This is a genomic window from Methylobacterium sp. C25, assembly GCF_021352225.1.
Classification (GTDB): Bacteria; Pseudomonadota; Alphaproteobacteria; order Rhizobiales; family Beijerinckiaceae; genus Methylobacterium.
In genome coordinates this window covers 563,584-587,672 of the sequence record NZ_JAAUVI010000002.1, presented here as the reverse complement: position 1 = coordinate 587,672, position 24,089 = coordinate 563,584, and the positions used below count along the sequence as shown (strand labels likewise).

Annotated in this window: 20 protein-coding genes; 9 read left to right on the top strand and 11 right to left on the bottom strand. The window is 65.5% G+C overall.

What is annotated here, in order from left to right; genetic code table 11:
- Position 1 precedes the first annotated feature (1 nt).
- Entirely contained in the window at positions 2–1,171 is a 1,170-nt protein-coding gene (gene lptF, locus HCU64_RS09130) for an LPS export ABC transporter permease LptF (RefSeq protein ID WP_233383513.1), read from the bottom strand.
- Positions 1,172–1,379: 208 nt separating this feature from the next.
- Between lptF and HCU64_RS09125 the strand changes: the two genes are divergently transcribed.
- The 3 genes from HCU64_RS09125 (at position 1,380) to HCU64_RS09115 (ending at position 5,365) form a co-directional block, all read left to right on the top strand.
- Entirely contained in the window at positions 1,380–2,876 is a 1,497-nt protein-coding gene (locus HCU64_RS09125) for a leucyl aminopeptidase (protein ID WP_233383512.1), read from the top strand.
- Positions 2,873–3,574, top strand: a complete 702-nt coding sequence (locus HCU64_RS09120; protein WP_233383511.1) for a hypothetical protein — start codon at positions 2,873–2,875, stop codon at positions 3,572–3,574. The genes HCU64_RS09125 and HCU64_RS09120 overlap by 4 nt, the downstream gene beginning before the upstream one ends.
- An 84-nt stretch (positions 3,575–3,658) precedes the next feature.
- Positions 3,659–5,365: an AMP-binding protein gene (locus HCU64_RS09115; protein ID WP_233383510.1), complete on the top strand. Its 1,707-nt coding sequence runs from the start codon at positions 3,659–3,661 to the stop codon at positions 5,363–5,365.
- A 7-nt stretch (positions 5,366–5,372) separates the two neighbouring features.
- Here HCU64_RS09115 and HCU64_RS09110 read toward each other — a convergent pair whose 3' ends face one another.
- The 7 genes from HCU64_RS09110 to carB form a co-directional block, all read right to left on the bottom strand.
- Positions 5,373–5,639, bottom strand: a complete 267-nt coding sequence (locus HCU64_RS09110; protein ID WP_233383509.1) for a YARHG domain-containing protein — start codon at positions 5,637–5,639, stop codon at positions 5,373–5,375.
- Between the two features lie 65 nt (positions 5,640–5,704).
- Positions 5,705–6,595, bottom strand: coding sequence for a LysR family transcriptional regulator (locus HCU64_RS09105; RefSeq protein ID WP_233383508.1), 891 nt, complete (start codon positions 6,593–6,595; stop codon positions 5,705–5,707).
- Between the two features lie 255 nt (positions 6,596–6,850).
- Entirely contained in the window at positions 6,851–7,828 is a 978-nt protein-coding gene (gene trxB / locus HCU64_RS09100; protein WP_233383507.1) for a thioredoxin-disulfide reductase, read from the bottom strand.
- A 55-nt stretch (positions 7,829–7,883) separates the two neighbouring features.
- Entirely contained in the window at positions 7,884–8,900 is a 1,017-nt protein-coding gene (locus HCU64_RS09095; RefSeq protein WP_233383506.1) for a mitochondrial fission ELM1 family protein, read from the bottom strand.
- Positions 8,901–8,927: 27 nt separating this feature from the next.
- Entirely contained in the window at positions 8,928–9,449 is a 522-nt protein-coding gene (locus tag HCU64_RS09090; protein WP_233383505.1) for a hypothetical protein, read from the bottom strand.
- 1 nt (position 9,450) lies between these two features.
- Positions 9,451–9,927 carry a transcription elongation factor GreA gene (greA, locus tag HCU64_RS09085; protein WP_233383671.1) on the bottom strand — a complete coding sequence of 159 codons (477 nt, stop codon included), beginning with the start codon at positions 9,925–9,927 and terminating at the stop codon, positions 9,451–9,453.
- A 126-nt stretch (positions 9,928–10,053) separates the two neighbouring features.
- Positions 10,054–13,527: a carbamoyl-phosphate synthase large subunit gene (gene carB / locus HCU64_RS09080; RefSeq protein WP_233383504.1), complete on the bottom strand. Its 3,474-nt coding sequence runs from the start codon at positions 13,525–13,527 to the stop codon at positions 10,054–10,056.
- Positions 13,528–13,836: 309 nt separating this feature from the next.
- Here carB and HCU64_RS09075 point away from each other — a divergent pair, with 309 nt between their 5' ends.
- On the top strand, positions 13,837–14,280 hold the full coding sequence (locus HCU64_RS09075; RefSeq protein WP_233383503.1) for a pseudoazurin: 444 nt from the start codon (positions 13,837–13,839) through the stop codon (positions 14,278–14,280).
- A gap of 74 nt (positions 14,281–14,354) precedes the next feature.
- Here the strand turns inward: HCU64_RS09075 and HCU64_RS09070 are convergent, their stop codons facing one another.
- The gene (locus HCU64_RS09070) at positions 14,355–14,732 is read right to left on the bottom strand and encodes a hypothetical protein (protein ID WP_233383502.1); all 378 of its coding nucleotides are present in this window, start codon (positions 14,730–14,732) and stop codon (positions 14,355–14,357) included.
- A gap of 170 nt (positions 14,733–14,902) precedes the next feature.
- Positions 14,903–16,132 carry a glutamine-hydrolyzing carbamoyl-phosphate synthase small subunit gene (gene carA / locus HCU64_RS09065; protein ID WP_233383501.1) on the bottom strand — a complete coding sequence of 410 codons (1,230 nt, stop codon included), beginning with the start codon at positions 16,130–16,132 and terminating at the stop codon, positions 14,903–14,905.
- A 250-nt stretch (positions 16,133–16,382) separates the two neighbouring features.
- Between carA and HCU64_RS09060 the strand changes: the two genes are divergently transcribed.
- The 3 genes from HCU64_RS09060 (at position 16,383) to HCU64_RS09050 (ending at position 19,130) form a co-directional block, all read left to right on the top strand.
- Positions 16,383–16,847, top strand: a complete 465-nt coding sequence (locus HCU64_RS09060; RefSeq protein WP_233383500.1) for a GatB/YqeY domain-containing protein — start codon at positions 16,383–16,385, stop codon at positions 16,845–16,847.
- A 103-nt stretch (positions 16,848–16,950) separates the two neighbouring features.
- Positions 16,951–18,717: a peptidase domain-containing ABC transporter gene (locus HCU64_RS09055; protein ID WP_233383499.1), complete on the top strand. Its 1,767-nt coding sequence runs from the start codon at positions 16,951–16,953 to the stop codon at positions 18,715–18,717.
- 32 nt (positions 18,718–18,749) lie between these two features.
- Complete coding sequence (locus HCU64_RS09050; RefSeq protein WP_233383498.1) at positions 18,750–19,130, top strand: VOC family protein; 381 nt, start codon at positions 18,750–18,752, stop codon at positions 19,128–19,130.
- On the opposite strand, the gene HCU64_RS09045 is transcribed toward HCU64_RS09050, so the two are convergent.
- The gene (locus tag HCU64_RS09045) at positions 19,111–19,383 is read right to left on the bottom strand and encodes a PilZ domain-containing protein (RefSeq protein ID WP_233383497.1); all 273 of its coding nucleotides are present in this window, start codon (positions 19,381–19,383) and stop codon (positions 19,111–19,113) included. The genes HCU64_RS09050 and HCU64_RS09045 overlap by 20 nt on opposite strands.
- Positions 19,384–19,710: 327 nt before the next feature.
- Here HCU64_RS09045 and dnaG point away from each other — a divergent pair, with 327 nt between their 5' ends.
- Together dnaG and rpoD are read left to right on the top strand one after the other, a co-directional pair.
- Entirely contained in the window at positions 19,711–21,636 is a 1,926-nt protein-coding gene (gene dnaG / locus HCU64_RS09040) for a DNA primase (protein WP_233383670.1), read from the top strand.
- A gap of 160 nt (positions 21,637–21,796) precedes the next feature.
- On the top strand, positions 21,797–23,809 hold the full coding sequence (gene rpoD / locus HCU64_RS09035) for an RNA polymerase sigma factor RpoD (protein ID WP_233383496.1): 2,013 nt from the start codon (positions 21,797–21,799) through the stop codon (positions 23,807–23,809).
- Positions 23,810–24,089: the final 280 nt, after the last annotated feature.

The window sequence follows — 24,089 nt, the reverse complement described above, 5'->3', positions numbered from 1 at the left end:
ATCAGCCCGTGCCGAGACGAGGTCGCCGCACGAGGCCGGCGAGCCGGTGCTTCGCGAAGCGGCCGAGAGAGGCATTGAAGGCACGGACCCGAGCGCCCTGAAAAATCAGCAGGCAGGACAGGCCGGCAGCCAGAAGCGGAACGGCGTAGATCGCGACGACGGCGCCCTGGCTGCGCACGGCGGCACTCGAAGCCGCGAAGCCACCGATGCGGAAGGCAACCACGGCAGTGACTGCGCCGGCCATCGCCAGGCCCCGGCCCTGGCGCGTGGTGCGTGGATCTCCGAGCGCTGCGAACGCGATCAGGGCGAGTGCCAACGGGTACAGCCAGGCGGATAGCCGGTCGTGCAATTCGGCCCGGAAACGGCCCTTCTGTAGCTTGTAGAGGTTCTCAGAGGTGTCCGGGAAAAGCAGCTGCGAGGTCGAGCGCTCGCGCGGCTTGTAGATGACCTCTCCGTCCGGCGGGGCGAAGGCGGCGAGGTCGACGGCGTAGCGCTCGAAGGTGACGATCGAAGAATCGCGCGAGTTCTTCTGCTGGCGGTGCACGCTGCCATTGGTGAGCGTCAGGTAGGTCTGCCCGTCATAGTCGGTGACCACGCCCTTCTCGGCGATGTAGACCACGGTCTTTCCCGCCTCGCGCTTGTCCTGGATGAACAGGCCGTTGAGCGAGCCATCGCGACCGCGCTCGCGAAAGTGGAAGGTGATGCCGCTGTCGAGCGAGGTGAACTGGCCTTCTTTCACGACGTTCGCGACAAAATCACCGCGCACGCGGGTGAGCACGTCGCGCAGCTCCTGGAAGGAAGAGGGCATCACCTGAATGGTGAGGAACGCGACCATCACGCTCACTGCCATGGCCAGCGTGAAGAACGGCTTGAGGATCTGCCGGGGCGCCATGCCGGCGGCCGACATCACGATCAGCTCGGAGTCGCCGTTGAGCTTGTTCAAGGCGTAGATCACCGCGATGAACAGGGCGACCGGGGCGATCACGGTGATCAGCGTCGGAAGCGACAAGCCGGTGATCAGCAGGAAGATCAGGAGCGTCTGCCCCTTTGCCGTAACAAGATCTAACTCGCGCAGGGCCTGCGTCACCCAGATCGTACCCGTGAGACCGATCAGGCAGGCGAGGAAGGCACCGAGTGTGATCCTGAAGATGTAACGCTCGATATGGGTCATCGCCCGTCGCGCCAAGCCGTTCCCGCCGAGGGTTTTCCGATGGCCCGCCCGACCCGGAACCGACGGCTCAGACACCCTGAGTTGGGCCGTTTCACGGCGCTCCTCCGTCGCGTTGCGTTCTGCGCCTCACAGGGTACACAAGGCCGAGGGCGCCGCTCGTGATCGGGCGACGACAGCCCGAACGCAAGAGGGTCGGAAAGCTTATAAGATGGCGGATGGTATCGGAATCGCCTTTCAACCCCTGTCGTCGAAGGGCTCCGGCGACCTTGTCGTCTTCGTTGGCGACGACCTCGCCCTCTCGCCGGCTGCATCGGAACTGCTCGGAACAGCGGGTGTCGAGCTGGTTGCGCGCGCCGCGGCGAGCGAGCGCTTCAAGGGCAAGTCGCAGAGCGCGATGACGCTGCCCGCGCCGGCCGGCGTCGAGGCGGACAGGCTGGTCGTCATCGGTCTCGGCTCAGAGAAGGACCGCGCGAAGATCGACTACGTCACGCTGGGCGGTTTCACGACGGGCAAGATCGGCGGCCGAACGGCCCGCGTCGCCCTTGACTGGCCCGGCACCGAGGCCTCGGCCCGGGATGTCGCCGATTTCACGCTGGGCGCGCGCCTGCGCAGCTACAGCTTCGATCGCTACAAGACCAAGAAGAAGCCGGAGGCCGAGGACGACCGGACGACGCAGCTCACCGTGCTGAGCGCCGATCCTGGCGCCGCCGAGAAGGCCGCCGATAGCGCCCGCGCCGTTGCCGACGGCGTCATCCTCGCTCGCAACCTCGTCAACGAGCCGCCGAACGTGCTCTTTCCCGAGGAATATGCCCGCCGCGCTTCGGAGCTGACCAAGCTCGGAGTCGAGGTTGAAATCCTTGATGTCGCCAAGATGCGCGAATTGGGCATGGGCGCCCTCCTCGCGGTGGCCCAAGGCTCGGCCCGCGAGCCGCGCATCGCTGTGATGCGCTGGAACGGCGCGGCCGACAAAGCCGAGCCGCCGCTGGCGCTGATCGGCAAGGGCGTGGTGTTCGATTCCGGTGGCGTCTCGATCAAGTCGGCCGGTGGCATGGAGGACATGAAGGGCGATATGGGCGGGTCGGCCGCTGTGGTCGGTACCATCCACGCGCTCGCCGCACGCGGCGCCAAGGTGAACGTCGTCGGCGCCATCGGCATTGTCGAGAACATGCCGGACGGCAATTCCTATCGCCCCTCCGACATCGTCACCTCGATGTCCGGCCAGACCATCGAGGTCATCAACACCGACGCCGAGGGCCGGCTCGTCCTCGCCGACGTGATCTGGCACGTGAATCAGGCCTACAAGCCGAAGGCGATCATCGATCTGGCGACGCTTACCGGCGCGATCATCGTGGCGCTCGGCCAGGACATCGCCGGCCTTTTCTCGAACGACGACGAACTCTCCGCCGCGATCACCGCCGCCGGTGAGGCTGCCGGCGAGAAGGTTTGGCGGATGCCGCTGATCCCGGCCTACGACAAGGCCATCGACTCGAAGTTCGCCGACATGAAGAACACCGGCGGCCGTCATGGCGGCGCCGCCACCGCCGCGTCCTTCATCAAACGCTATGTCGGCGAGACGCCCTGGGCGCATCTCGACATTGCCGGCGTCGGCATGAGTTCGACCCCGAGCGAGATCAACCGGAGCTGGGGTGCGGGCTGGGGCGTGCGCCTGCTTGATCGCCTCGTACGTGATACATACGAAGCGTGAGGCCGTCGGCGATCCTCGTCGCGTCAGCGCCGCTCATCGCGGCGCTCGCCGCGCTGAGCGCTGTTTTCGTCACCGGATTCGACCAGAGTACGCCGGTCCCGGCCGAGATTGAGAGTCGCTTTTACGGCTTCTTTCTCGACCATTACCCGCTCTTCGCCTTTGCGATCGTCTACGCCCTCGTGCGTGTGATCGCGGTGGCTCTCGCGCCGGGTCCGTCGTCGTCCCTGAGGCGTGTGCTCGGGGCGTTCATCGGCCTCGGGTTGGTGCTCGCCCTCAGCATGCACCCCACCTTCGGCGGCCTCGTCCTGCGCGGTGGCTTCATGACCGGCGGCATGGCCTTCCTCAACCAAATTCCGATGATGGCTGCATATGCGCTCGGCGCTGCCGTCGCCGCCTCCGCCTTCGGCCTTGCCATGGGGCTCGGCGTGCTGATCGCCGGACAACCGGCACGGGAGCATGCGGCCCGGCTGCGCCGTTTCGGGAGAGGCCTTGCCGGGCTTCTCTCGCGCTTCGTGGCGCTTTGGTACGCCCTGGCCGTGCTCGGCTTCGCGCGCACGATCGGCCTTGGGCCATGGCCGCGCCGCCCGCTCGACGCGGGCGATACCGTGCTCGTCGCCATCTGTCTCCTGGCCGCCTTCCTGCCCCACGTGCTCATCTCGGCTGTGCGGGCTGACCCGTCGACGCGAGCGGCGGGTTGATCGTTCGCAGCCGATCCCGCTAAGCCAGAGAGCAAGGCGGGCAGCCGTACGAGCCGCGACAAGGCTCGGCGCAGGGAGAACACCATGGCCGACCCAGTGGCCGGAGATCGTTTCGCCGCGCGCCCTTGGCTGGCGGCTTATCCGCCCGCGGTGCCGGCCGAGATCGAGGTCGAGCGGCTCGGAACGCTCGTCGATCTCGTCGATCGCAGCATCGCCGCCTTTGCCGATCGGCCTGCGCTGATAAGCTTCGGAAAGAGCGTGAGCTATCGCGAACTCGGCGCCTCGGCGGAAGCGGTCTCGTCCTGGCTCGGTTCTCAAGGTCTCGCCAAGGGCGACCGCGTCGCGCTGATGATGCCGAACGTCGCCGCCTATCCGGCGGCCCTGCTCGGTGCCCTCATCGCCGGCTGCACCGCCGTGAACGTCAACCCGCTCTACACTCCGCGCGAACTGATCGGGCAGCTCGAGGATTCTGGCGCCAAGGTCCTGTTCGTGCTGGAGAACTTCGCCCATACGGTCGCGGAGGCGTTGCCGAAGCTGCCGAGGCTGGAGCGCATCGTCCTCGTCGGGCCTGGCGACGGCCTCGGCCTCAAGGGCAAGGTGATCGACTTCGCCTCGCGCTATGTCAAACGAGCCGTGCCGTCCTTCCAGCTGCCGCCCGCCAAGGCGACACGGTTTCTGGCGGTGCTGAAGGGCGGCAGCAAGCTCCCGCGCCACCGCATCGCGGTGACGCCGGACGATCTCGCCTTCCTGCAATACACCGGGGGCACGACGGGTATCGCCAAGGCAGCGATGCTGACCCACCGCAACATCGTCGCCAATGTCGAGCAGAGCCGGATCTGGTTCCAAGTCTCGGGAGACGATGGCGAGCTGCGAACCATGGTCACGGCTCTGCCACTCTACCACATCTTCGCGCTGACGGCCTGCTTCTTCTTCTTCCTGAAGATCGGCGGCTGCTGCCTGCTGATCGCCAATCCGCGAGACGTCGACGGCTTCGTGAAGACGCTGGCCTCCAGCAAGTTCACGCATCTGTCGGGTGTGAACACGCTGTTCAACCTGCTCCTGAACCACCCGAAGCTGCACACGGTCGATTTCTCGCGAGCCGATGGCTACCACATCGCCGGCGGCATGGCGGTCCAGGCAGCGGTGGCCGCCAAGTGGAAGGCGGCGACGGGCAAGGCGCTGATCGAGGGTTACGGCCTCTCGGAAACCTCGCCCGTGGTCTCGGTCAATCCCGTCGACCTGAAGGAATGGTCGGGATCGATCGGCTATCCGGTGTCATCGACGGAGGTCGCCATCCGGGATGCGGAGGGCCGCGACCTGCCATACGGCGAGGCGGGCGAACTCTGCGTCCGCGGCCCGCAGGTCATGGCGGGTTACTGGAACCGGCCGGACGAGACCCGTCACGCTATGACGGCAGACGGGTTCTTCCGCACCGGCGACGTGGCGACGATGTCCGAGACCGGTTCAATCCGCATCGTCGACCGGATGAAGGACATGATCCTCGTGTCAGGCTTCAACGTCTACCCGAATGAGGTCGAGGACGTTCTGGCCAAGCACCCGTCCGTGCTCGAATGCGCGGTGGTCGGCGCCCGTTGCGACGACGGCGAGATCGTCGTCGCGCACGTCGTCATCAAGGGAGAAGGTGTCGCGCCCGATGTCCTGAAAGCGCATGCTCGCGAGCAGCTCACGGGCTACAAGGTGCCGCGCCGCATCGTCTTCCACGACAGCCTGCCGAAGACCAATGTCGGCAAGGTGCTGCGCCGAGCCCTGCGCGATCAGGACCCGGCGTAAGCCCCGACTATTGCGGGCAGCCGTAGGACTGCTCGTAGGCCCTGAGCTGGGCGACTTCGGCGCGCTGGCGGGCCGAGAGCGGCACGTCCTCGACGGCATCGTAGCTGCAGCCGGCATTGCCGAAGGCGCGGATCGCACGCGGCGTCCGGAAGCAGTAGCCGGCCTGCTTGTAGATCGAATTGCGCTGATACCAGGCATCCTCGCAGCCACCGGCGCGCGCTTCGAAAGCACCGGCCGACAAGGCGAGAACACTGGCCGCAATCAGGAATCGCATCGAATATCCTCCCAGAAGGAGGGCCTATCGATCACGTCACGGACGGACTGTCGAGCTTGGGCGGCTCAGAACGCCCAGCGCTGCGCCTTGGTCACGAGGAAATCCCGGAAGGCCTGGACACGCGCGACGGAGCGCATCTCCTCGGCATAGACGAGGTAGCTCTCCATACTCGGCATCTCGCTGTCGCGCATGACCTGGACGAGGCTCTGATTCCCATCGATGGCGTAGTCCGGGAGGATTCCGATGCCGGCGCCCGAGCGCATGGCCTCGTGCAGAGCCGCAACGTTATTGACCGTGAAGCTGATCGGCCGCCGTTCGCGGCCCTCGCGCCCGATGCTGGCGAGGTAATGCGTCGCGAGCAGATAGGATGGCTCGTTGCCGCCGAACGAAACCAGACGGTGCTCGTCGAGGTCATCGAGCGTCTTCGGCTCCCCGAAGCGCTTGATGTAATCTTCGCTGGCGAAGGCGTGGTAATGCACCGTGAACAGCCGCCGTTGGATGAGGTCTGGCTGAGCGGGGCGCCGCATACGGATTGCGATGTCGGCTTCGCGCATCGCGAGATCGAGCTCCTCGTTGGTGAGGATGAGCTCGATGCGCACCTCCGGGTAGAGATCGAGAAACTCGGAAACGCGCTGGGCGAGCCAAGAGGTGCCGAGGCCGACTGTCGTGGTGACGCGCAGGTCGCCCGACGGACGCTCGCTGGTCTCGACGAGGCGGGCTTGGGTGTTCTCCAGCCGAAGCTTCATGTCCCGCGCGGCACGGAACAGGAGGTCGCCCTGCTCGGTCAGGATCAGGCCGCGAGCATGCCGGTGGAACAGGGGTGCCTTCAGCTCGCGCTCCAGCGCGCTGATCTGACGGCTCACGGCCGATTGGCTCAGGCCGATGTCGTCGCCAGCGCGCGTGAAGCTGCCGGCCTCCGCGACGTTGAGGAATATCCGGATCTTGTCCCAGTCCACGGCCGTGCCTCCCGTACGCTTACCGGGGCACGCCCCGTCCGGCCCCAGCCGTGCGGATCATCGCCCCCAGCGTTGTCCGGCAAGCCCCCGATCCCTCGCGACACGTGCACCGAGGGTTCGGTTACACCTTCGCCAAACGGAACCCTGCGCTACCGGCTTCTACCGTCGCTGCATAGCTTAGGATGTCTGACTTGCGAATTGGTTGCGAATGTCCGCGTGTCAACATCTTAACAGACGATGACCTGCAACCGAGGATTATTCGGCCGCCGCCTGGGTTGGATTCTCGCCGACTTCGAGGTTCGCGAGGTACTTCTCGGCCTCGAGCGCGGCCATGCAGCCCATGCCCGCGGCCGTCACCGCCTGACGGTAGACGTCGTCGGCGACGTCGCCCGCCGCGAAGACACCGGGGATCTCGGTCTCGGTCGTTCCGGGCTTCACGGTGAGATAGCCGCCATGGCGCGTCGGCAATTGCCCCTCGAATATCGCGGTCGCCGGCTGGTGGCCGATGGCGATGAAGACGCCCTCGGTGGCGTGCTCCCGGATCTCACCGGTGCGCGCATCCTTGAGGCGCAGGTGCGTGACGGACGGCGCCGGCTCGGTCCTGCCGCAGATCTCCTCGACGCTGTGATGCCAGATCACTTCGACGTTCGGATGCTTGGACAGCCGCTCGCGCAGGATGCGCTCGGCTCGGAACTCGCCACGGCGGTGGACGACGGTCACCTTGCTCGCGACATTCGCGAGGTAGAGCGCCTCCTCGACCGCGGTGTTGCCGCCGCCGACCACGGTGACCTCCTTGCCCCGGAAGAAGAAGCCGTCGCAGGTCGCGCAGGCTGAGACGCCGAAGCCCTGAAACTTCGTTTCCGAGGGAATGCCGAGCCACTTGGCCTGGGCACCGGTGGCGATGATCAAAGCATCGCAGGAATAGGTCTCGCCGGAATCGGCCGTCAGCCTGAACGGGCGGCTCTTAAGATCGACCTCGGTGATGTACTCCGACACGATCCTGGTGCCGACATGCTCGGCCTGCAGCCGCATCTGCTCCATGAGCCAAGGACCCTGGATCGCGTCGGCAAAGCCCGGATAGTTCTCGACATCCGTCGTGATCATGAGCTGTCCGCCCGGCTGGAACCCGGAGATCAGCAGCGGCTCGACTAGCGCGCGCGCGGCGTAGATCGCCGCCGTATAGCCGGCCGGCCCCGAGCCGATGATCACGAGCTTCGCATGCGTATGAGCCATGTCGTCCGTCTCCTGGTCCGCGCCGCCGGCTCGCTCCGGCACCGCGTGAAAGGGCTTAAAGCCGATCTCGCGCTGAGCCGCCCGCTGCTGCAATCCGTTGCCGATGCTCGACAAATGCTTTTGCCATCGCATTCGCGATGTCCGGCGTGGCATCGATGGGGGCGTATTGCAGTGCTTCCAGCCGGCCGACGAATGTCTTCAGGGCACCGGCCATGGCAAGCCCAGCGAACATCCGCCGATGCCGAATGTAGGTCTTCGGCAGGTCGAACAGAAGAAGCGGCACGCCCGTGCTCGCGGCTTCGCCGACCATGTTGGCGGAATCCGAGGTGACGACGACCTGATCGGCCAAGGCGAGCATGGCGACGTAAGGATTGGTGCCGCTCCCATCCCAGTAGAAGCCACCCTTCTCGGAGACCAGCTTCTCCAGAGCCACCCGCAGCTCATCCGGCGTACGGCGCGACACCGTCAGCATCAGCGAAGAGCCGCTATCAGCGAGGGTGCCGAGGTGCTTCACCAGCCGCTTCATGTCGGCCGGGCGATAACTAAGATGCCGGCTGTTGCCCCCCACCAGGACGGCGACCCTTGGCCAGGACAGGGCGGCCAGACGCGGATCGGGCACGGCGCGCGCCGCCTGCAACCGCTCTCGCGACACCTGGTGCGGGGCCGTGAGCGTCGTGAACACGTTCGGGCCGCGCAGGTCGTCGAAATCCGGCACCCAGATGAAATCCGCGGCTTCATGGCCGGTGCGCGGGTCCTTGAGAAAGGTCGCGAAGGTTCGGAAGCCCGACGCCTTTCGAATGGCCCGCATGTAGGGGACGGCGCGCCGGCCGGATGCGATCACGATATCCGGCAGGGAACCGGCCAGCGTGCCACCCTTGCGTCCCGGCGCGTCCCGAGGATCGAGCGGGCCCCAGGGTGCCGTCCAGTTGAACGGACGATGGGGAATGCGGCGCAACTCGTAAGGCAGCTTCAGATACTCGGCGATGCCGAGGCACTGATTTTCGTCACCGGCCTTGCCGTCAGTGACGATCCAGGTCGAGCATCGTGACAGATCCGGGATCGACTCACTCACCGATACGCCCTCGACACGCTCGACCGGTCACTCGGCCGGAAGGGCGCGAACGAGCCATTGAGCGTACTGCTCGGCGATGGCGGTAACGCGGCGGCGCTCCGACGCAGGATCATACCAAGCGCCGCCCGAACTCGACGGAAGCACGGCGAGTTGCGGATGCCGAGCGAGAACCTTCCCGTTCGCGGCGACGAGCAGCGCCTCGCCGTCGAGATAGTCGTTGGCCCCGCCGCCGCCGCCGCCGAAACCGCCGCGACCGCTATTGCCGCTGCCGGCATAGGGATTGAGCGAGAGGCTGCGAACCACCACGACGAGGCTCGGCCCGCGACCACCGATGCGGCCGGCGAAGCTCTGCCTCAGCGCGACGGTGAGATCCCCGCGCAAGGCCTCCGCCTGCGCGCCGCCGCCTTCTGCCAGGAACGGCCGCACATCGACCTGAACGGAAGAGAAGCGGCCGAACCCGGAGGCGGCCTCCGTGACGCTCGCTTGCGCGAGCGCCAGACAGAGCAGCGCAGCGACGGCGATCCGACCTGCGATCGAGTTCCGTGCCACGTCAGCCGCCGTACTTGATCTCGAGCACTTCGTAGGATTTTCCGCCGCTCGGCGTGGTCACCTCGACGGTGTCGCCGACGCCCTTTCCGATCAGCGCACGGGCGATCGGCGAAGAGATCGAGACACGGCCGGCATGGACGTCGGCCTCGGGCTCGCCGACGATCTGGTAGCTCTTCTCTTCCTCGGTATCGTCGTCGACGAGCTTCACCGTGGCACCGAACTTGATCCGGTCACCGGAAAGCTTCGAGACGTCGATGATCTCGGCGCGAGCGATCATGCTCTCGAGTTCGAGCACGCGGCCCTCGTTGTGAGACTGGGCTTCCTTGGCGGCGTGGTATTCGGCGTTCTCGGAAAGGTCGCCATGGGCGCGCGCCTCGGAGATCGCCGCGACGATACGGGGGCGCTCTACCTGCTGGCGATGCTTCAGCTCCTCTTCCATGGCTGCGAAGCCACGCACCGTGACCGGAACCTTGTCTATCGCCATCGTCTCACGCCGCAATTGAAGAGGCCCGGTCGGGAGCGGGAACTCCCTCCGGGCCAAACTACGAAACCTCCGGACCGCCAAAAAGCAGCCGGACCTCAATGCATCTGCCGCTATCGCGGCTCAGGCCGCGAAATATTCCTGCAATGCGCGAACCTGAAGATCACCCTCAAGATAGGCTTTGATTCCCTCAGCCGCCGCCATCGCACCGGCGAGAGTGGTGTAGTACGGCACTTTATGCAAGAGGGCCGTCCGCCGGAGCGAGCGCGAGTCCGAGAGTGCTCCTGCGCCTTCCGTAGTGTTGAAGACGAGTTGCACATCGCCGTTCTTGATCGCGTCGACAATGTGAGGACGGCCTTCGAGCACCTTGTTCACCCGCTCGGCCGGGATGCCGTTCTCGGCGAGATAACGCTGGGTCCCACCCGTCGCCAGAACGCCGAAGCCGAGTTCGTGAAGCTTGCGCACCGCAGGCAGGATCCGCTCCTTGTCGTCGTCACGTACCGAAACGAACACCACGCCCGCCGTCGGCACGGCCGTACCAGAGCCGAGCTGACTCTTGGCGAAGGCCACGCCGAAGCCGGCATCGAGACCGATAACCTCGCCCGTCGAACGCATCTCCGGGCCAAGCAGCACATCCACGCCGGGGAAGCGTGCGAAGGGAAAGACCGCTTCCTTGACGGCAATGTGGTCGAGGTGCTTCGGCCGAAGACCGAAACTCGACAAGCGCTCGCCGGCCATGATCCGCGCGGCGATCTTGGCGATCGGCTCGCCGATGACCTTGGCGACGAAGGGGACCGTGCGCGAGGCGCGCGGGTTGACCTCGAGCACGTAGATCGTGCCGTCCTTGATCGCGTACTGGACGTTCATCAGGCCGCCGACCTTGAGCGCCAGCGCCATGGCCTTGGTCTGCCGCTCCAACTCCGCGAGAATTTCCGGCGAGAGCGAACGCGGCGGCAGCGAGCAGGCGGAATCGCCCGAATGGATGCCCGCCTCCTCGATGTGCTCCATGATGCCGGCGATGAAGACGTCCTCACCATCGCAGACGGCGTCGACGTCGACCTCGACAGCATCCGACAGATATCGGTCGAACAACAGCGGGTTGCGGCCGAGCACCGTGTTGATCTGCCCGGTCTTGTCGTTCGGATAGCGCGCCTTGATGTCGGACGGGATCAGGCTCGGCAGCGTGCCGAGGAGATAGTCGGCGAACTGTGCCTCGTCGCGGATGATCGCCATCGCGCGGCCGCCGAGCACGTAGGAGGGGCGGACCACGAAGGGCAAACCGAGTTCCGAGGCGATCAGCCGGCTCTGCTCCACCGAGTAAGCGATGCCGTTCTTCGGCTGCTTCATGCCGAGCTTGTCGAGCAGCCGCTTGAACTGGTCGCGGTCCTCGGCGAGGTCGATCGCGTCCGGTGAGGTGCCGAGGATCGGCACGCCGGCGGCCTCGAGCGCGCGAGCGAGCTTGAGGGGCGTCTGACCGCCGAACTGGACGATCACGCCGTGCAGCGTGCCGGCTTGACGCTCGGTCTCGATGATCTCCAGCACGTCCTCGGCAGTGAGCGGCTCGAAATACAGCCGGTCCGAGGTGTCGTAGTCGGTCGACACCGTCTCCGGATTGCAGTTGACCATGATGGTCTCGTAGCCCGCGTCAGTGAGCGCGAAGCAGGCGTGGCAGCAGCAATAGTCGAACTCGATGCCCTGACCGATCCGGTTCGGGCCGCCACCCAGGATGATGATCTTCTTCTTGTCGCTCGGCAGCGCCTCGTCGGCGACGGTGCCCGCGAACGGGGCGACGTAGGTCGAGTACATGTAGGCCGTCGGGGCCTTGAACTCGGCGGCGCAGGTGTCGATCCGCTTGAAGACCGGTCGTACATTCAGCGCGCGGCGCTTGGCGCGGACCGCTTCCTCTTCAGTCCCGGTCAACACGGCGAGACGTGCATCGGAGAAGCCGGCAGCCTTGAGCTGGCGGAACGCGGCCGGAGTCGTCGGGAGGCCATGCGCCTTCACGCGGGCTTCGAGGTCGATGATCGCCTGAAGTTGCTCGAGGAACCATGGATCGATCTTGCACGAGGCGAAGATCTCGTCGTGGCTGATGCCGAACCGCAGGGCTTGGCCTACCTTGAGGAGCCGGTCCGGCGTCGGGATGCCGATGGCGGCCTTGATGGCGTTGTGGTCGTCGCCCTTGCCGAGGCCTTCGATCTCGATCTCGTCGAGACCGGTCAGGCCCGTCTCCAGTGAGCGCAGTGCCTTCTGCAGCGACTCCGCGAAGCAGCGGCCGATGGCCATGGCCTCCCCCACCGACTTCATGGCGGTGGTGAGCGTCGGCTCGGCGCCCGGGAACTTCTCGAAGGCGAAGCGGGGGATCTTGGTGACGACGTAGTCGATCGTCGGCTCGAACGAGGCCGGGGTCGCGCCGCCGGTGATGTCGTTGGCGATCTCGTCGAGGGTGTAGCCGACGGCGAGCTTGGCCGCGACCTTGGCGATCGGGAAGCCCGTCGCCTTGGAGGCAAGCGCGGAGGAACGCGACACGCGCGGGTTCATCTCGATCACGATCATGCGCCCGTTCTCGGGGTTAATCGCGAACTGCACGTTCGAGCCGCCGGTCTCGACGCCGATCTCGCGGAGTACCGCGAGTGAGGCGTCGCGCATCACCTGATATTCCTTGTCGGTGAGCGTCAGGGCGGGCGCGACGGTGATCGAGTCGCCCGTATGGACGCCCATTGGGTCGATGTTCTCGATGGAGCAGACGATGATGCAGTTATCCGCCTTATCGCGGACGACCTCCATCTCGTATTCCTTCCAGCCGAGCACGCTCTCCTCGATCAGGACCTCGTTGGTTGGCGAGGCGTCGACGCCGCGCTCGACGATGTCGAGGAATTCTTCGCGGTTGTAGGCGATGCCGCCGCCGGTGCCGCCCATGGTGAAGGACGGACGGATGATCGCCGGCAGCCCGATCTCGGCGAGCGCGATCAGGCCCTGACCGAGCGCATGCTCGATGTAGCGGCGGCGACGCTCGCTCTCGCCGCCATTCCACTGCCGCTCGAACTCGGCGAGAGCTGCCTTGCGCGTGGCTTCATCGGCGTTTGCAGCCTCGATGCGGGCGACCTCGGCGATGTAACGGTCGCGGTCGGCCTTCTTGGCGGCCGAGGCGTTGGCCAGGGCCGATTTCGGCGTCTCCAGGCTGATCTTGGTCATGGCCTCGCGGAAGAGGTTGCGGTCTTCGGCTTTGTCGATGGCTTCCGCCGTCGCGCCGATCATCTGAACGCCGAATTTTTCGAGCACGCCCATGCGCTTCAGCGACAGGGCGCAGTTCAACGCGGTCTGGCCGCCCATGGTCGGCAGCAGGGCGTCGGGGCGCTCCTTCTCGATGATCTTGGCGACGATCTCTGGTGTGATCGGCTCGACATAGGTGGCGTCCGCCATGTCCGGATCGGTCATGATCGTCGCCGGGTTCGAGTTCACCAGGACGATGCGATAGCCCTCCTCACGGAGCGCCTTGCAGGCCTGGGTACCTGAGTAGTCGAACTCGCAGGCCTGCCCGATGATGATGGGCCCCGCACCGATGATCAGAATCGAGGAAATGTCGGTGCGCTTCGGCATCGTTCGCCTTGGGTCGTGTGCGGGTCGTCAAACCGCGCGCATCCGCCCTCGCGCGCCGCCGACGGAGCGGCGAAGTTCGAGGCCGGCTGGCTCAGGAATGATCGTTAGGCCCCGCGTTTACACGCAGCGGCAAGGGTTTGAAAGGGCAAGGAACCGCTGAGTCCAGCGTCCGCTGCATGGCCGTATGAAAGAGTATAATTATTCAATTTATCAAGTTGTCATCGCTGTTTGATCAAATTTTCGAAAGCACATAGGTAGACTTACCGGGTCAAATCGCCGGTCAATTTCAGAATTATTATGAGGAAAAGGATGACGCCCTCAAGAACGCTTCTCGCGGCCGCCATGCTCGCCGCGACCTGCGCGTCGGCTCACGCCGCCGAGTTCACGGTGAAGATGCTCAACAATGGCCCAGGCGGGATGATGGTCTTCGATCCGCCCTTCACGAAGGTCGCTGTCGGCGACACGGTGAAGTTCGTGGCGACCGACAAGGGCCACAACGTCGAGACGATAAAGAACATGGCACCGGAGGGGGCTGTCCCCGTCAAGGGCGCTCTCGGCAAGGACGAGACTGTCACCTTCGACAAGGAGGGTGTCTACGGCTTCAAGTGCTCGCCGCATTACATCATGGGCATGGTGGCAATGGTCGTGGTCGGCTCGAACCTGGAGAACCTCGAGAAGGCTAAGGGCCTCGAGCAGAACAAGATGGCCAAGCAGCGCTTTGAGCCACTCTTCACCCAGGCCGCCGCGAAGTAGGATTAAGCGGAAGCCGGACAGCAAAAAGCCGGGCCGATTTCTCGGCCCGGCTAGATAGCCAGAATGCGAAGGTCTCAGAACGCGGCGTGCAGCGCGGCGATGGCCCGGTCGATCGAGAGATAGAACACACCAAAGGCGACGACCGCAGCAGCGGCGAATTCATGCGCCTGGTTCGGCAGGGTCTGGAAGCGACGCATCGTCTCGCGGCCGAAATAGACCGAGAGCCAAGCGAGCAACAGAACCGCAGGCATGACGAACAGATAGGATAAGGTGCTCTCGACGCGCGCCGTGCCGGCCGACGGGTCGATGAGCGCGCGGATGTTGCGTACCCACGGTGCATAGAACGCGGCATAGGAAGCAGTGAGCCAAGCCAACCCGACGGCGACGCCGAGATGCAGCGTAAAGTGCCGATGCAACCGCGAGAAGTCGTCACGCGCGTCGTCGAGCGTCATCCAAAACCCCATCGAACCGAAGGTGGCCGGGAGTGATTCCGCGAGGTTTCACGTGCCGGCTGCGATGGAGATCGAGTGCCGTTCAAGCTGGGATTTTTTATGGCCGGACGGTGCCGAGACCGTGCCCCATGCGACCCGCCGCATTGCGCGGCGAGCGCGTGGCCAAAACGTCACGGGGCCTTTCCGGCTGCCTCGGACCGGTTGTCGCGCATGAGGCTGACGAAGCGGTCGAACAGGTAATGGCTGTCGCGCGGCCCGGGCGACGCCTCGGGGTGATGCTGGACCGAAAAGGCGGGGCGGTCGGTCAGCGATAGGCCGCAATTCGAGCCGTCGAAGAGCGAGACGTGGGTCTCGACCGCGGTGTTCGGCAGGCTCTTCGGATCGACCGCGAAGCCGTGGTTCATCGAGACGATCTCGACCTTGCCGGTGGTGTGGTCCTTCACCGGATGGTTCGCGCCGTGGTGGCCCTGGCCCATCTTCACGGTGCGACCGCCGAGGGCTAGGCCCATGAGTTGATGGCCGAGGCAGATGCCGAAGGTCGGCACGCGCTTCTCGAGCAATTCGCGGATCACCGGCACCGCATAAGTGCCGGTCGCAGCGGGATCGCCGGGGCCATTCGAGAGAAAGACACCGTCGGGCTTTAGAGCCAGAATGTCGGCGGCGGGAGTGGTGGCAGGGACCACGGTGACGTCGCAGCCGGCCTGAGCGAGCAGGCGCAGGATGTTACGCTTCACCCCGTAATCGATCGCGACGACGCGGTAGCCATCGCCGGCCGAGCGGCTGCCGTAGCCGCCCTTCACCGTCCAGGTGGTCTCACCCCAGGTCGAGCGCTCGCGGCTGGTGACGGGCGGGACAAGATCGAGACCTTCCATCGGTGCAAGCGCCGCAGCACGCGCCTTCAGGGCCTCGCGGTCGAACCGGCCTGCGGGATCGTTGGCGATGACCGCGTTCGGCATGCCGTGGTCGCGGATCAGCGCGGTGAGCGCGCGGGTGTCGATTCCAGTGATGCCGACGATGCCCCGCGCCTTCAGCCAACCGTCGATATGCGAGGACGAGCGCCAGCTCGAAGGCTGCGTCACGGCCGAGGCGATCACTGCCCCACGCACGCCGGAGGCCGGAGCAGCATCGAGGCTTTCGAGATCCTCGTCGTTCGTGCCGACATTGCCGATATGCGGGAATGTGAAGGTGACGATCTGGCCGGCATAGGACGGATCCGTCAGGATCTCCTGGTAGCCGGTCATCGCCGTATTAAAGCAGACCTCGCCATCTGCGACGCCCTCCTGGCCGATGCCGAAGCCTTCGAGAATCGTCCCGTCGGCGAGCACGAGCAGCGCTGTGATGAGCGGCTCGCTCCAGGGCTCGGGTGCGGGGCGCGCGGAAGCGGCGGCGTCTGGCAGCATCGATCGGATCCGGATGGCTCTCAGCCGCATTCCGGCGCGCACGGGGCGCACGCGTGCGGCGAGCGATTGCGTTGCACATAGCGATCCGGGCGCGCGGGAGCAACGTGGCAGGGCGCAGGGCTCAACATCGCGTTTGAACGAGGCGCTGGAGCACGCAGCTCGGAAGCTCCGGGCGCCCGACACGCTGGCGGAGGAGCGTCGGACCGTATAGGCAGCGCCGCTTGGAAGTTCCAACCGTCAGGAAGCCGCCATGCTGCGCGAGCGCATCACCGCCGAGATGAAAGCCGCCATGAAGGCCGGCGAGAAGGAAAAGCTCTCGACCGTCCGCATGATCCAGGCCGCCCTCAAGGACAAGGACATCGAGGCGCGCGTCACGGGCTCCGGCACCGGTCAGATCGATGAGGCCGAGATCCTTTCGCTGCTGCAGAAGATGATCAAGCAGCGCAACGAGGCGGCTGGGGTCTACGAGCAGGGCGGCCGGCCCGAACTCGCCGCATCCGAGCGCGCCGAGGCCGCGATCATCGCGAATTTCCTGCCGCAGCAGATGGACGAGGCCGAGACGCGCGCTGCCATTCAGGCCGCCGTCGCCGAGACGGGCGCTGCCGAGCCGAAGGACATGGGCAAGGTCATCGCCGCGCTGAAGGGCAAGTATGCCGGCCGGATGGATTTCGGAAAGGCCAGCGGCCTGGTGAAGGAAGCGCTCGCCGCGAAGTGACGGCGAGCCGATCAATCCCAGGTTGATCCGCATGGGATATCCGCGCACTCCATAACCCTCGCCGCGCGTCGAGTCGCCGTGCGATGCAGACTCGGAGTTCGCGATGTCCGGTTCGATCGAGCGGCGGCACGAGGGGACGCCTTTCGGCTGGCGCTGGATCGGGCATTGCCTGCTCCTGCGTCGGCGCCAATCCATCGGACTGATCGCAGTGACGGCCGCGGGCTATGCAGCGGGCCTGATCTTTCCGATCGCCACTCAGAAGGGCGTCGACGAGATCGTCGCCGGCCACGCGACGCCGCATCTCGCCGGCCTCGCCCTTATCGCCGTGGCTGCCGTGGTCCTCGAAGCGGCGTTCGCTCATGTTCGCCAGTGGCTCGTCATCGCGCTCGCGACCTTTCTCGACAAGCGGATCTCTCGCCGGATCTTCACGCATCTGATGCGCGTGCGCGTCGACGGCGAGCAGTTCCGGCCCGGTGAGGCCATCAACCATTTCGAGCAGGCGACCAAGGTTCGCGATTTCGTCCTGAACCGCGTGCCGATGCTGTTCCTCGACACGGGCGGCGCGATCGTCTCGCTCGGGCTGACCTTCTACTACGATGTCGTGGTCGGCACGGTGCTGACGCTGGTCATGCCGCCGCTGACGCTGATCGCGCGCAATCGCATGAGCGAGGCGGGAAAGGCCTCGGCTGCCCTCTACGGAACGATGGGCAAGCGAAACAACGTCCTGTCGGAGACGGTGAGCGGCCTGCCGACGATCAAGGCGCTCGCCCTGGAGAATGCGCGGCTGCGGCGCTGGGACACGCTCACGCGCACCATGCTCTCCCAACTCACCGGCGTGATGGAGATCAGCCGGCAGTATCTGCTCAGGGCGCAGATCGCTTGGCGAGGCATCACTCTCGTGGTCATCGGCGTCGGGTGCTGGCGTCTCTATCTCGGCCATCTGACGGTCGGAGAATTGTTGGCCCTGCAGATCCTCGCAGTGCGCGTGGCCGGGCCGATCCTCGCCAGCGGCGATCTGGTCCGCCTCTGGCAGGAGGTGGACACGGCCGTTCGCAAGATCTCCGAATTCCTGGCTCTTCCTCGCGAGCGGCCGGCTCGACAGCCGCCTTTGCGCAGCATCGGACCGGGGGGCATCTCGGTCCGTGACGTCTCGCTGACCTATCCCGGCGGCAACAAGCCGGCGCTCGATGGCGTGAGCCTCGACCTGCCGGAGCACGGTGTCGTCGCCCTCGTCGGCCGAAACGGCTCGGGCAAGTCGACCCTGATTCGCGTCCTGCTCGGCCTTCAGCGCGGCTACACAGGTCGGGTCGCGATCGGCGGCCAGGATCTGCGCGACTACGATCCGCGATGGCTTCGCCGGCGGATCGGCACGGTCGATCAGGACAGCCTGCTGTTCTCGGGCACCATCCGAGACAATCTCGCGCATGGACGGACGAGCGATGACGCCACTCTGCGCGAGGCCCTGGCCTTCGCCGGCGCGCTCGATTTCGTCGACGGGCTGACCGGAGGCCTCGACGCAGAGCTCACGGAAAACGGCAGGACCCTCTCCGGCGGGCAGCGTCAGCGGCTGTCGATCGCACGCGCCGTGGTGCGCGACCCACGCATCGCTCTTCTCGACGAGCCGGCCGCCTTTCTCGATGCCGAAGCCGCGGTGGCGCTGGAGCGGCGGCTCGCGACCTGGGGCAGGGACCGGCTGCTGCTGATCGTGTCCCACCATCTGGCGGCGATACGGAACGCCGACCTCATCCTGGTTCTCGATGGCGGCCGCCTCGTGGGATCGGACCGCCATGACATGCTGCTGCAGGATTGCCCGGTCTATGCTGCGCTCTGGGCCGATTACACACGCTCGCTCGTCGCCGAGCCGGCGTGATCGGAAACCGGATCGATCACGAGGAGACGGCGATGGGTACCGAGATCATTCCCTACCTGTTCTACCAAGACGTCCCGGCTGCGCTCGACTGGCTGAGCCGCGTCTTCGGATTCCAGGAGGAAAGCCGGCATCCGACGCCCAGCGGCGGCATGCACGCCTCGATGCTGCTCGACGGGCAGCGCATCATGATGGGGCAGGGCAGCGATGCCTGGCGGATGGTCGCGCCCAGCGAGGAGACCAAGGCCACGGCCGGCATCTTCGTCTACGTGCCCGACGTTCGGGCGCATCACGCCCGTGCCGAGGCGGCGGGCGCCGAGATCTCACAGCCGCTCGCCGACCACGGCTATGGGCTGACTTACACGGTCTGGGATCTAGACCGGCACCCCTGGTACTTCACACAGGCGTCGGACTGAACGCGTCCCCGAACACAACCCCGAGCCGGCGGCCGTCGCGGCGAACCACCGTACAGGTGAGAGGTCGGCGGTGTGGCCCGATCGCGAGGTTGAACTGATCGGGAATCGGCGCGGGGCCGGTGATTTCGATCATCGCGCCGCTCGGAGATTCGTCCCAGACGAGGCAATCGATTTCCGGCGAGCGATCATCGAACAGGATCGAACCGAATAGGAACGCGTTCTTTCGCGGCTCCAATCGGCGATTGTCGGTCATGGCAGAGACCCGGGATACGGAAGCCTTGACGGTTGCAGCCCCGTCTTAACAAATCGTTCGGCGGATACTCTAGGTTCGTTTTGCTCACGTCGACGAGCCGGTCTCGGCCACGCCCTCCCAGGGCCCATCGCGCAGTGACCATCGATCGTGTCTTGCGTCCGGCTTACTCCGCAGAGGCCTTTGTGGATCGGCTGTGGATCGCGGGCTGCGTTGGAAGGCGACTCGGTCCGACGGTCGAGATGGTCAGGAAGCGCTGAGACTCGGGCGGGGTCGATGCGGTACAATATCGGCTTCGACGACCGCCACGACATTCGCGACCGGACCCCGTTGCGTTATCCGCCCCACATCCTGGAAGAGATCCGCGCGCGGCTCCCGGCCTCGGACATAGTCGGCCGTCGTGTCCGCCTGAAGAAGGCCGGCCGCGAATGGCGCGGGCTGTCGCCGTTCAACTCGGAGAAAACACCGTCTTTCTATGTGAACGATCAGAAGCAGTTCTATCACTGCTTCTCCTCCGGAAAGCACGGCGACGTTTTCCGCTTCTTGATGGAGACCGAGGGCCTGAGCTTTCCCGAGGCCGTCGAGCGGCTGGCGGGAGAGGCGGGCGTGGTCCTCCCAAAACCCTCGGCCGAGACCGAGCGCGCGGAGGAGCAGCGCAAGGGCGCGCTCGAAGTAATGGAGCTCGCCGCCGTCTATTTCGAGGAGCAGCTCAAAGGGCAGCGGGGCGCGCAGGCCCGCGACTATCTCGACCGTCGGGCCCTGGGGGAGGGCGTACGCCGCCAGTTCCGCCTCGGCTACGCGACGGGTGACCGTTACGCGCTGCGTGACCATCTCGCGGGCAAAGGCGTCGACAAGGCGCTGATGCTCGAACTCGGCCTGCTCACCACCAGCGACAGCGTCGCGGTACCATACGATAAATTCCGCGACCGGGTGATGTTTCCGATCACCGACATTCGCGGCCGCGTCATCGCTTTCGGTGGCCGCGCCATGCAGGCGGATGCGAAGGCGAAGTACCTGAACTCGCCGGAGACGCCGCTCTTCCACAAGGGGCGAGGCCTCTACAACCTGCATGCCGCGCGCAAGGCTGCGCACGAGCGCAGCGCCATCATCGCCGTCGAGGGCTACATCGACGTCATCGCAATGACGCTGGCCGGTCATGCCGAGAGCGTCGCTTCCCTCGGCACGGCGCTCACAGAGGACCAACTCGCGCTGCTCTGGCGTCATGCCGACGAGCCCATCCTGTGCTTCGACGGCGACAAGGCTGGCCAGAAAGCGGCCTTCCGGGCGCTCGATGTGGCGCTGCCGATGCTGGAGCCGGGCAAGTCGTTGCGCTTCGCGATGCTGCCGCAGGGCCAGGACCCGGACGACCTGCTGCGCTCCGGCGGGGCCGGTGCGATCGACGCCGTTCTCGAAGGAGCGCGCCCCCTCGTCGAAGTCCTTTGGGCTCGCGAGACCGAGTCGGCGCCGCTCGATACGCCCGAGCGCAGGGCCGGGCTCGCCCGCACCTTGCGCGAGGCTGTTTCGGGCATCCGCGACGAGACCGTCCGCAGGTTCTATCGCGACGACATCGAGAACCGCCTGCGGGAAATGTCCGGCCCTCGAGGCGGACGCGGAGACTACCGAGGTGCTGCGCAGCCGGGCAGGGCAAACGGCGAGTCGACGCGTCGACGCCCGCGTCCAGGCGATCCGCCGCTATCGCCGCGGATCGATTTCAAATTCAGCCCGCTTCTCTCTAGCGCCACGCCCCCGCCGCAGGGCAGCGCGTTCCGCGAGCGCGAGGCGATGATGGTCTCGAGCCTACTTGTCCACACCGAGCTTTTGGCTATCGAGGAGGAGGATCTCTCGGAGCTGGAGCTTGACAATCCCGACGCGCAGGCCCTGCGTTCGGCTTTGCTCGACCATGTTGCCGAGGGTGCCGCCACCGGTTCCGAGGTGATGGCCTCGCGTTTGGAACGGTCCGGGCTCACCGAAGCCGCGGCTCGGCTAGCGGCTCTCGTCAGGCCCGGAGATCGATGGGCGCTCGATCCGCATGCAGATCCTGCACGTCTTGAATCGACTCTCCGTCAAGCCGTGATCTTGCACCGCAAGGCCGGAACGCTAAATAGCGAACTCCGCCAAGCGGAACGTGCCCTTGCCGACGACCCATCCGAGGCCAATTTCGCTTGGCTATGTGACGTCAAGGAAAGGTTGGCGGTAATCGCCAGCGCGGATGCCGAGGCGGAGGATCCGGAAACGGACGAAAATTCTACGCTGTGATGCGCGATGCAAATCGCTGCGCATGGTTAACGGTCGGTCAAGCAGGGGTGCGTAGACCGAGGTCATTCGCTGGTGACGACCGGCATCTGAATTGCGGCTTTCAACCGGGGCATGCGACCGATCGCATCCGGTGCGGCTGCCACGAAAACATAGGCTGAGCATGGCAACGAAGGCAACAGAGCGGGACGACACCGACGTCGCTCAAGAGCAACAGAGTGATGGTCCCCTCCTTGATCTGACCGATGCCGCCGTCAAGCGCATGGTCAAGCTCGCGAAGAAGCGCGGGTATGTGACCTACGAAGAGGTCAACGAGGTACTCCCCGACGGTCAGGTCGATGGCGACCAGATCGAGGACGTCCTGGCTCAGCTCGACGACATGGGCATCCGTGTGATCGAGAGCGAGGAAACCGAGGAGACCACGGCTGAGAAGAAGCCGAATGGCGAGGCCGCGGAAGACGAGGAGGCATCCGAGGGCGGCGAAGTCGCAGAGGCTGGGCCGACGCGTGCTGTTGCCGTTGCGACGACCACGACCAAGGAGCCGACCGACCGCACGGATGATCCCGTGCGCATGTACCTGCGCGAGATGGGCTCCGTGGAGCTGCTGTCGCGCGAGGGCGAAATCGCGATCGCCAAGCGCATCGAGGCCGGCCGCGAGGCGATGATCGCGGGCCTCTGCGAGAGTCCGCTGACCTTCCAGGCGATCATCATCTGGCGCGACGAGCTGATCGACGGGAAGGTGTTGCTGCGCGACATCATCGACCTCGAAGCCACGTATGCCGGCCCGGATGCCAAGACGGCCCCACAGGTGGCCGAGGGCGAGGAAGCCGAAGAGGGGGACGGCGACGGCGACAGCGAAGGTCCGAACCCGCCCGAGGGCGGCGACGACGAAGACGACATGGAGAACAACGTGTCGCTCGCCGCGATGGAAGCGGAGATCAAGCCGCGTGTCCTCGAAACCTTCGACGCTATCGCCGGTAATTACCGCAAGCTGCGCAAGCTCCAGAACGAGGCGAACGAGCGCCAGGCCGCCGGTGAGGCGAACACCTCCGCTCAGGACAAGAAGCAGGCCGAGCTGAAGGACATCGTCGTCACCGACGTGAAGTCGCTCTCGCTCAACGCCAACCGCATCGAGGCGCTGGTCGAGCAGCTCTACGACATCAACAAGCGCCTCATCTCGCATGAGGGTCGCCTGATGCGGGCTGCCGAGAACCACGGCGTCGCCCGCGACGAGTTCCTGCGCCACTACCAGGGCTGGGAGCTCGACCCGAACTGGATGGAGCGCGTCGGCACCCTCGGCGGCAAGGGCTGGAAGAACTTCGTCGAGAAGGGCGGCCGGCAGGTCGCGGACCTGCGTGAGCAGATCCTGACGCTCGCCTCCGAGACGGGCCTGCAGATCGGCGAGTATCGCAAGATCGTCAACATGGTCCAGAAGGGCGAGCGCGAAGCCCGTCAGGCCAAGAAGGAGATGATCGAGGCGAACCTCCGCCTCGTGATCTCGATCGCCAAGAAGTACACCAACCGCGGCCTGCAGTTCCTGGACCTCATCCAGGAGGGCAATATCGGTCTGATGAAGGCGGTCGATAAGTTCGAGTACCGCCGCGGCTACAAGTTCTCGACCTACGCGACATGGTGGATTCGCCAGGCGATCACCCGCTCGATCGCCGACCAGGCGCGGACCATCCGCATCCCGGTCCACATGATCGAGACGATCAATAAGATCGTGCGCACCTCGCGCCAGATGCTCCACGAGATCGGCCGTGAGCCGACCCCGGAGGAGCTGGCCGAGAAGCTGGCCATGCCGCTGGAGAAGGTTCGCAAGGTCCTCAAGATCGCCAAGGAGCCGATCTCCCTCGAAACGCCGATCGGCGACGAGGAGGATTCGCACCTCGGCGACTTCATCGAGGACAAGAACGTCGTCCTGCCGATCGACGCGGCGATCCAGTCGAACCTGCGCGAGACCACGACGCGCGTGCTCGCCTCGCTCACTCCGCGCGAGGAGCGCGTGCTGCGCATGCGTTTCGGCATCGGCATGAACACCGATCACACCCTCGAAGAGGTTGGCCAGCAATTCTCGGTGACCCGCGAGCGCATTCGTCAGATCGAGGCGAAGGCCTTGCGCAAGCTGAAGCACCCGAGCAGGTCTCGGAAGCTTCGGAGCTTCCTCGACAACTGATCCGGTCTATCGGCTCAATCAAAAGCCCCTCCCTGTCGCAAGGGGAGGGGCTTTTTCGTTTTGCCGCCACCGCGCGGCGTGCAGCTGATACAATCCGACTGTTGATCCGCGACCGCGAACTCCAGTTTCCCGAAGAATGTTTCTGGCTGGCCGCTTGCACACACCTTTTGCGAATGTGAGAACCAGTTGCAGCCCTGAAAGTCCGCAGTTTTCCGGCACCGTAACTTCGTCGCGCATCCGAGCGAAGATAGGTTCGAAGCGCACGGCTTTTCGGTCTATG

Bases quoted from the DNA above. Each gene is read 5' to 3' on its own strand.
- HCU64_RS09050 (WP_233383498.1), top strand. From the start codon at position 18,750: ATGGGTACCGAGATCATTCCCTACCTGTTCTACCAAGACGTCCCGGCT.
- trxB (WP_233383507.1), bottom strand. From the start codon at position 7,828: ATGGCTCATACGCATGCGAAGCTCGTGATCATCGGCTCGGGGCCGGCC.
- carB (WP_233383504.1), bottom strand. From the start codon at position 13,527: ATGCCGAAGCGCACCGACATTTCCTCGATTCTGATCATCGGTGCGGGG.
- carA (WP_233383501.1), bottom strand. From the start codon at position 16,132: ATGCTGCCAGACGCCGCCGCTTCCGCGCGCCCCGCACCCGAGCCCTGG.
- HCU64_RS09045 (WP_233383497.1), bottom strand. From the start codon at position 19,383: ATGACCGACAATCGCCGATTGGAGCCGCGAAAGAACGCGTTCCTATTC.
- HCU64_RS09125 (WP_233383512.1), top strand. From the start codon at position 1,380: ATGGCGGATGGTATCGGAATCGCCTTTCAACCCCTGTCGTCGAAGGGC.
- HCU64_RS09060 (WP_233383500.1), top strand. From the start codon at position 16,383: ATGCTGCGCGAGCGCATCACCGCCGAGATGAAAGCCGCCATGAAGGCC.
- HCU64_RS09055 (WP_233383499.1), top strand. From the start codon at position 16,951: ATGTCCGGTTCGATCGAGCGGCGGCACGAGGGGACGCCTTTCGGCTGG.
- HCU64_RS09115 (WP_233383510.1), top strand. From the start codon at position 3,659: ATGGCCGACCCAGTGGCCGGAGATCGTTTCGCCGCGCGCCCTTGGCTG.
- HCU64_RS09075 (WP_233383503.1), top strand. From the start codon at position 13,837: ATGACGCCCTCAAGAACGCTTCTCGCGGCCGCCATGCTCGCCGCGACC.
- HCU64_RS09110 (WP_233383509.1), bottom strand. From the start codon at position 5,639: ATGCGATTCCTGATTGCGGCCAGTGTTCTCGCCTTGTCGGCCGGTGCT.
- HCU64_RS09070 (WP_233383502.1), bottom strand. From the start codon at position 14,732: ATGACGCTCGACGACGCGCGTGACGACTTCTCGCGGTTGCATCGGCAC.
- rpoD (WP_233383496.1), top strand. From the start codon at position 21,797: ATGGCAACGAAGGCAACAGAGCGGGACGACACCGACGTCGCTCAAGAG.
- lptF (WP_233383513.1), bottom strand. From the start codon at position 1,171: ATGACCCATATCGAGCGTTACATCTTCAGGATCACACTCGGTGCCTTC.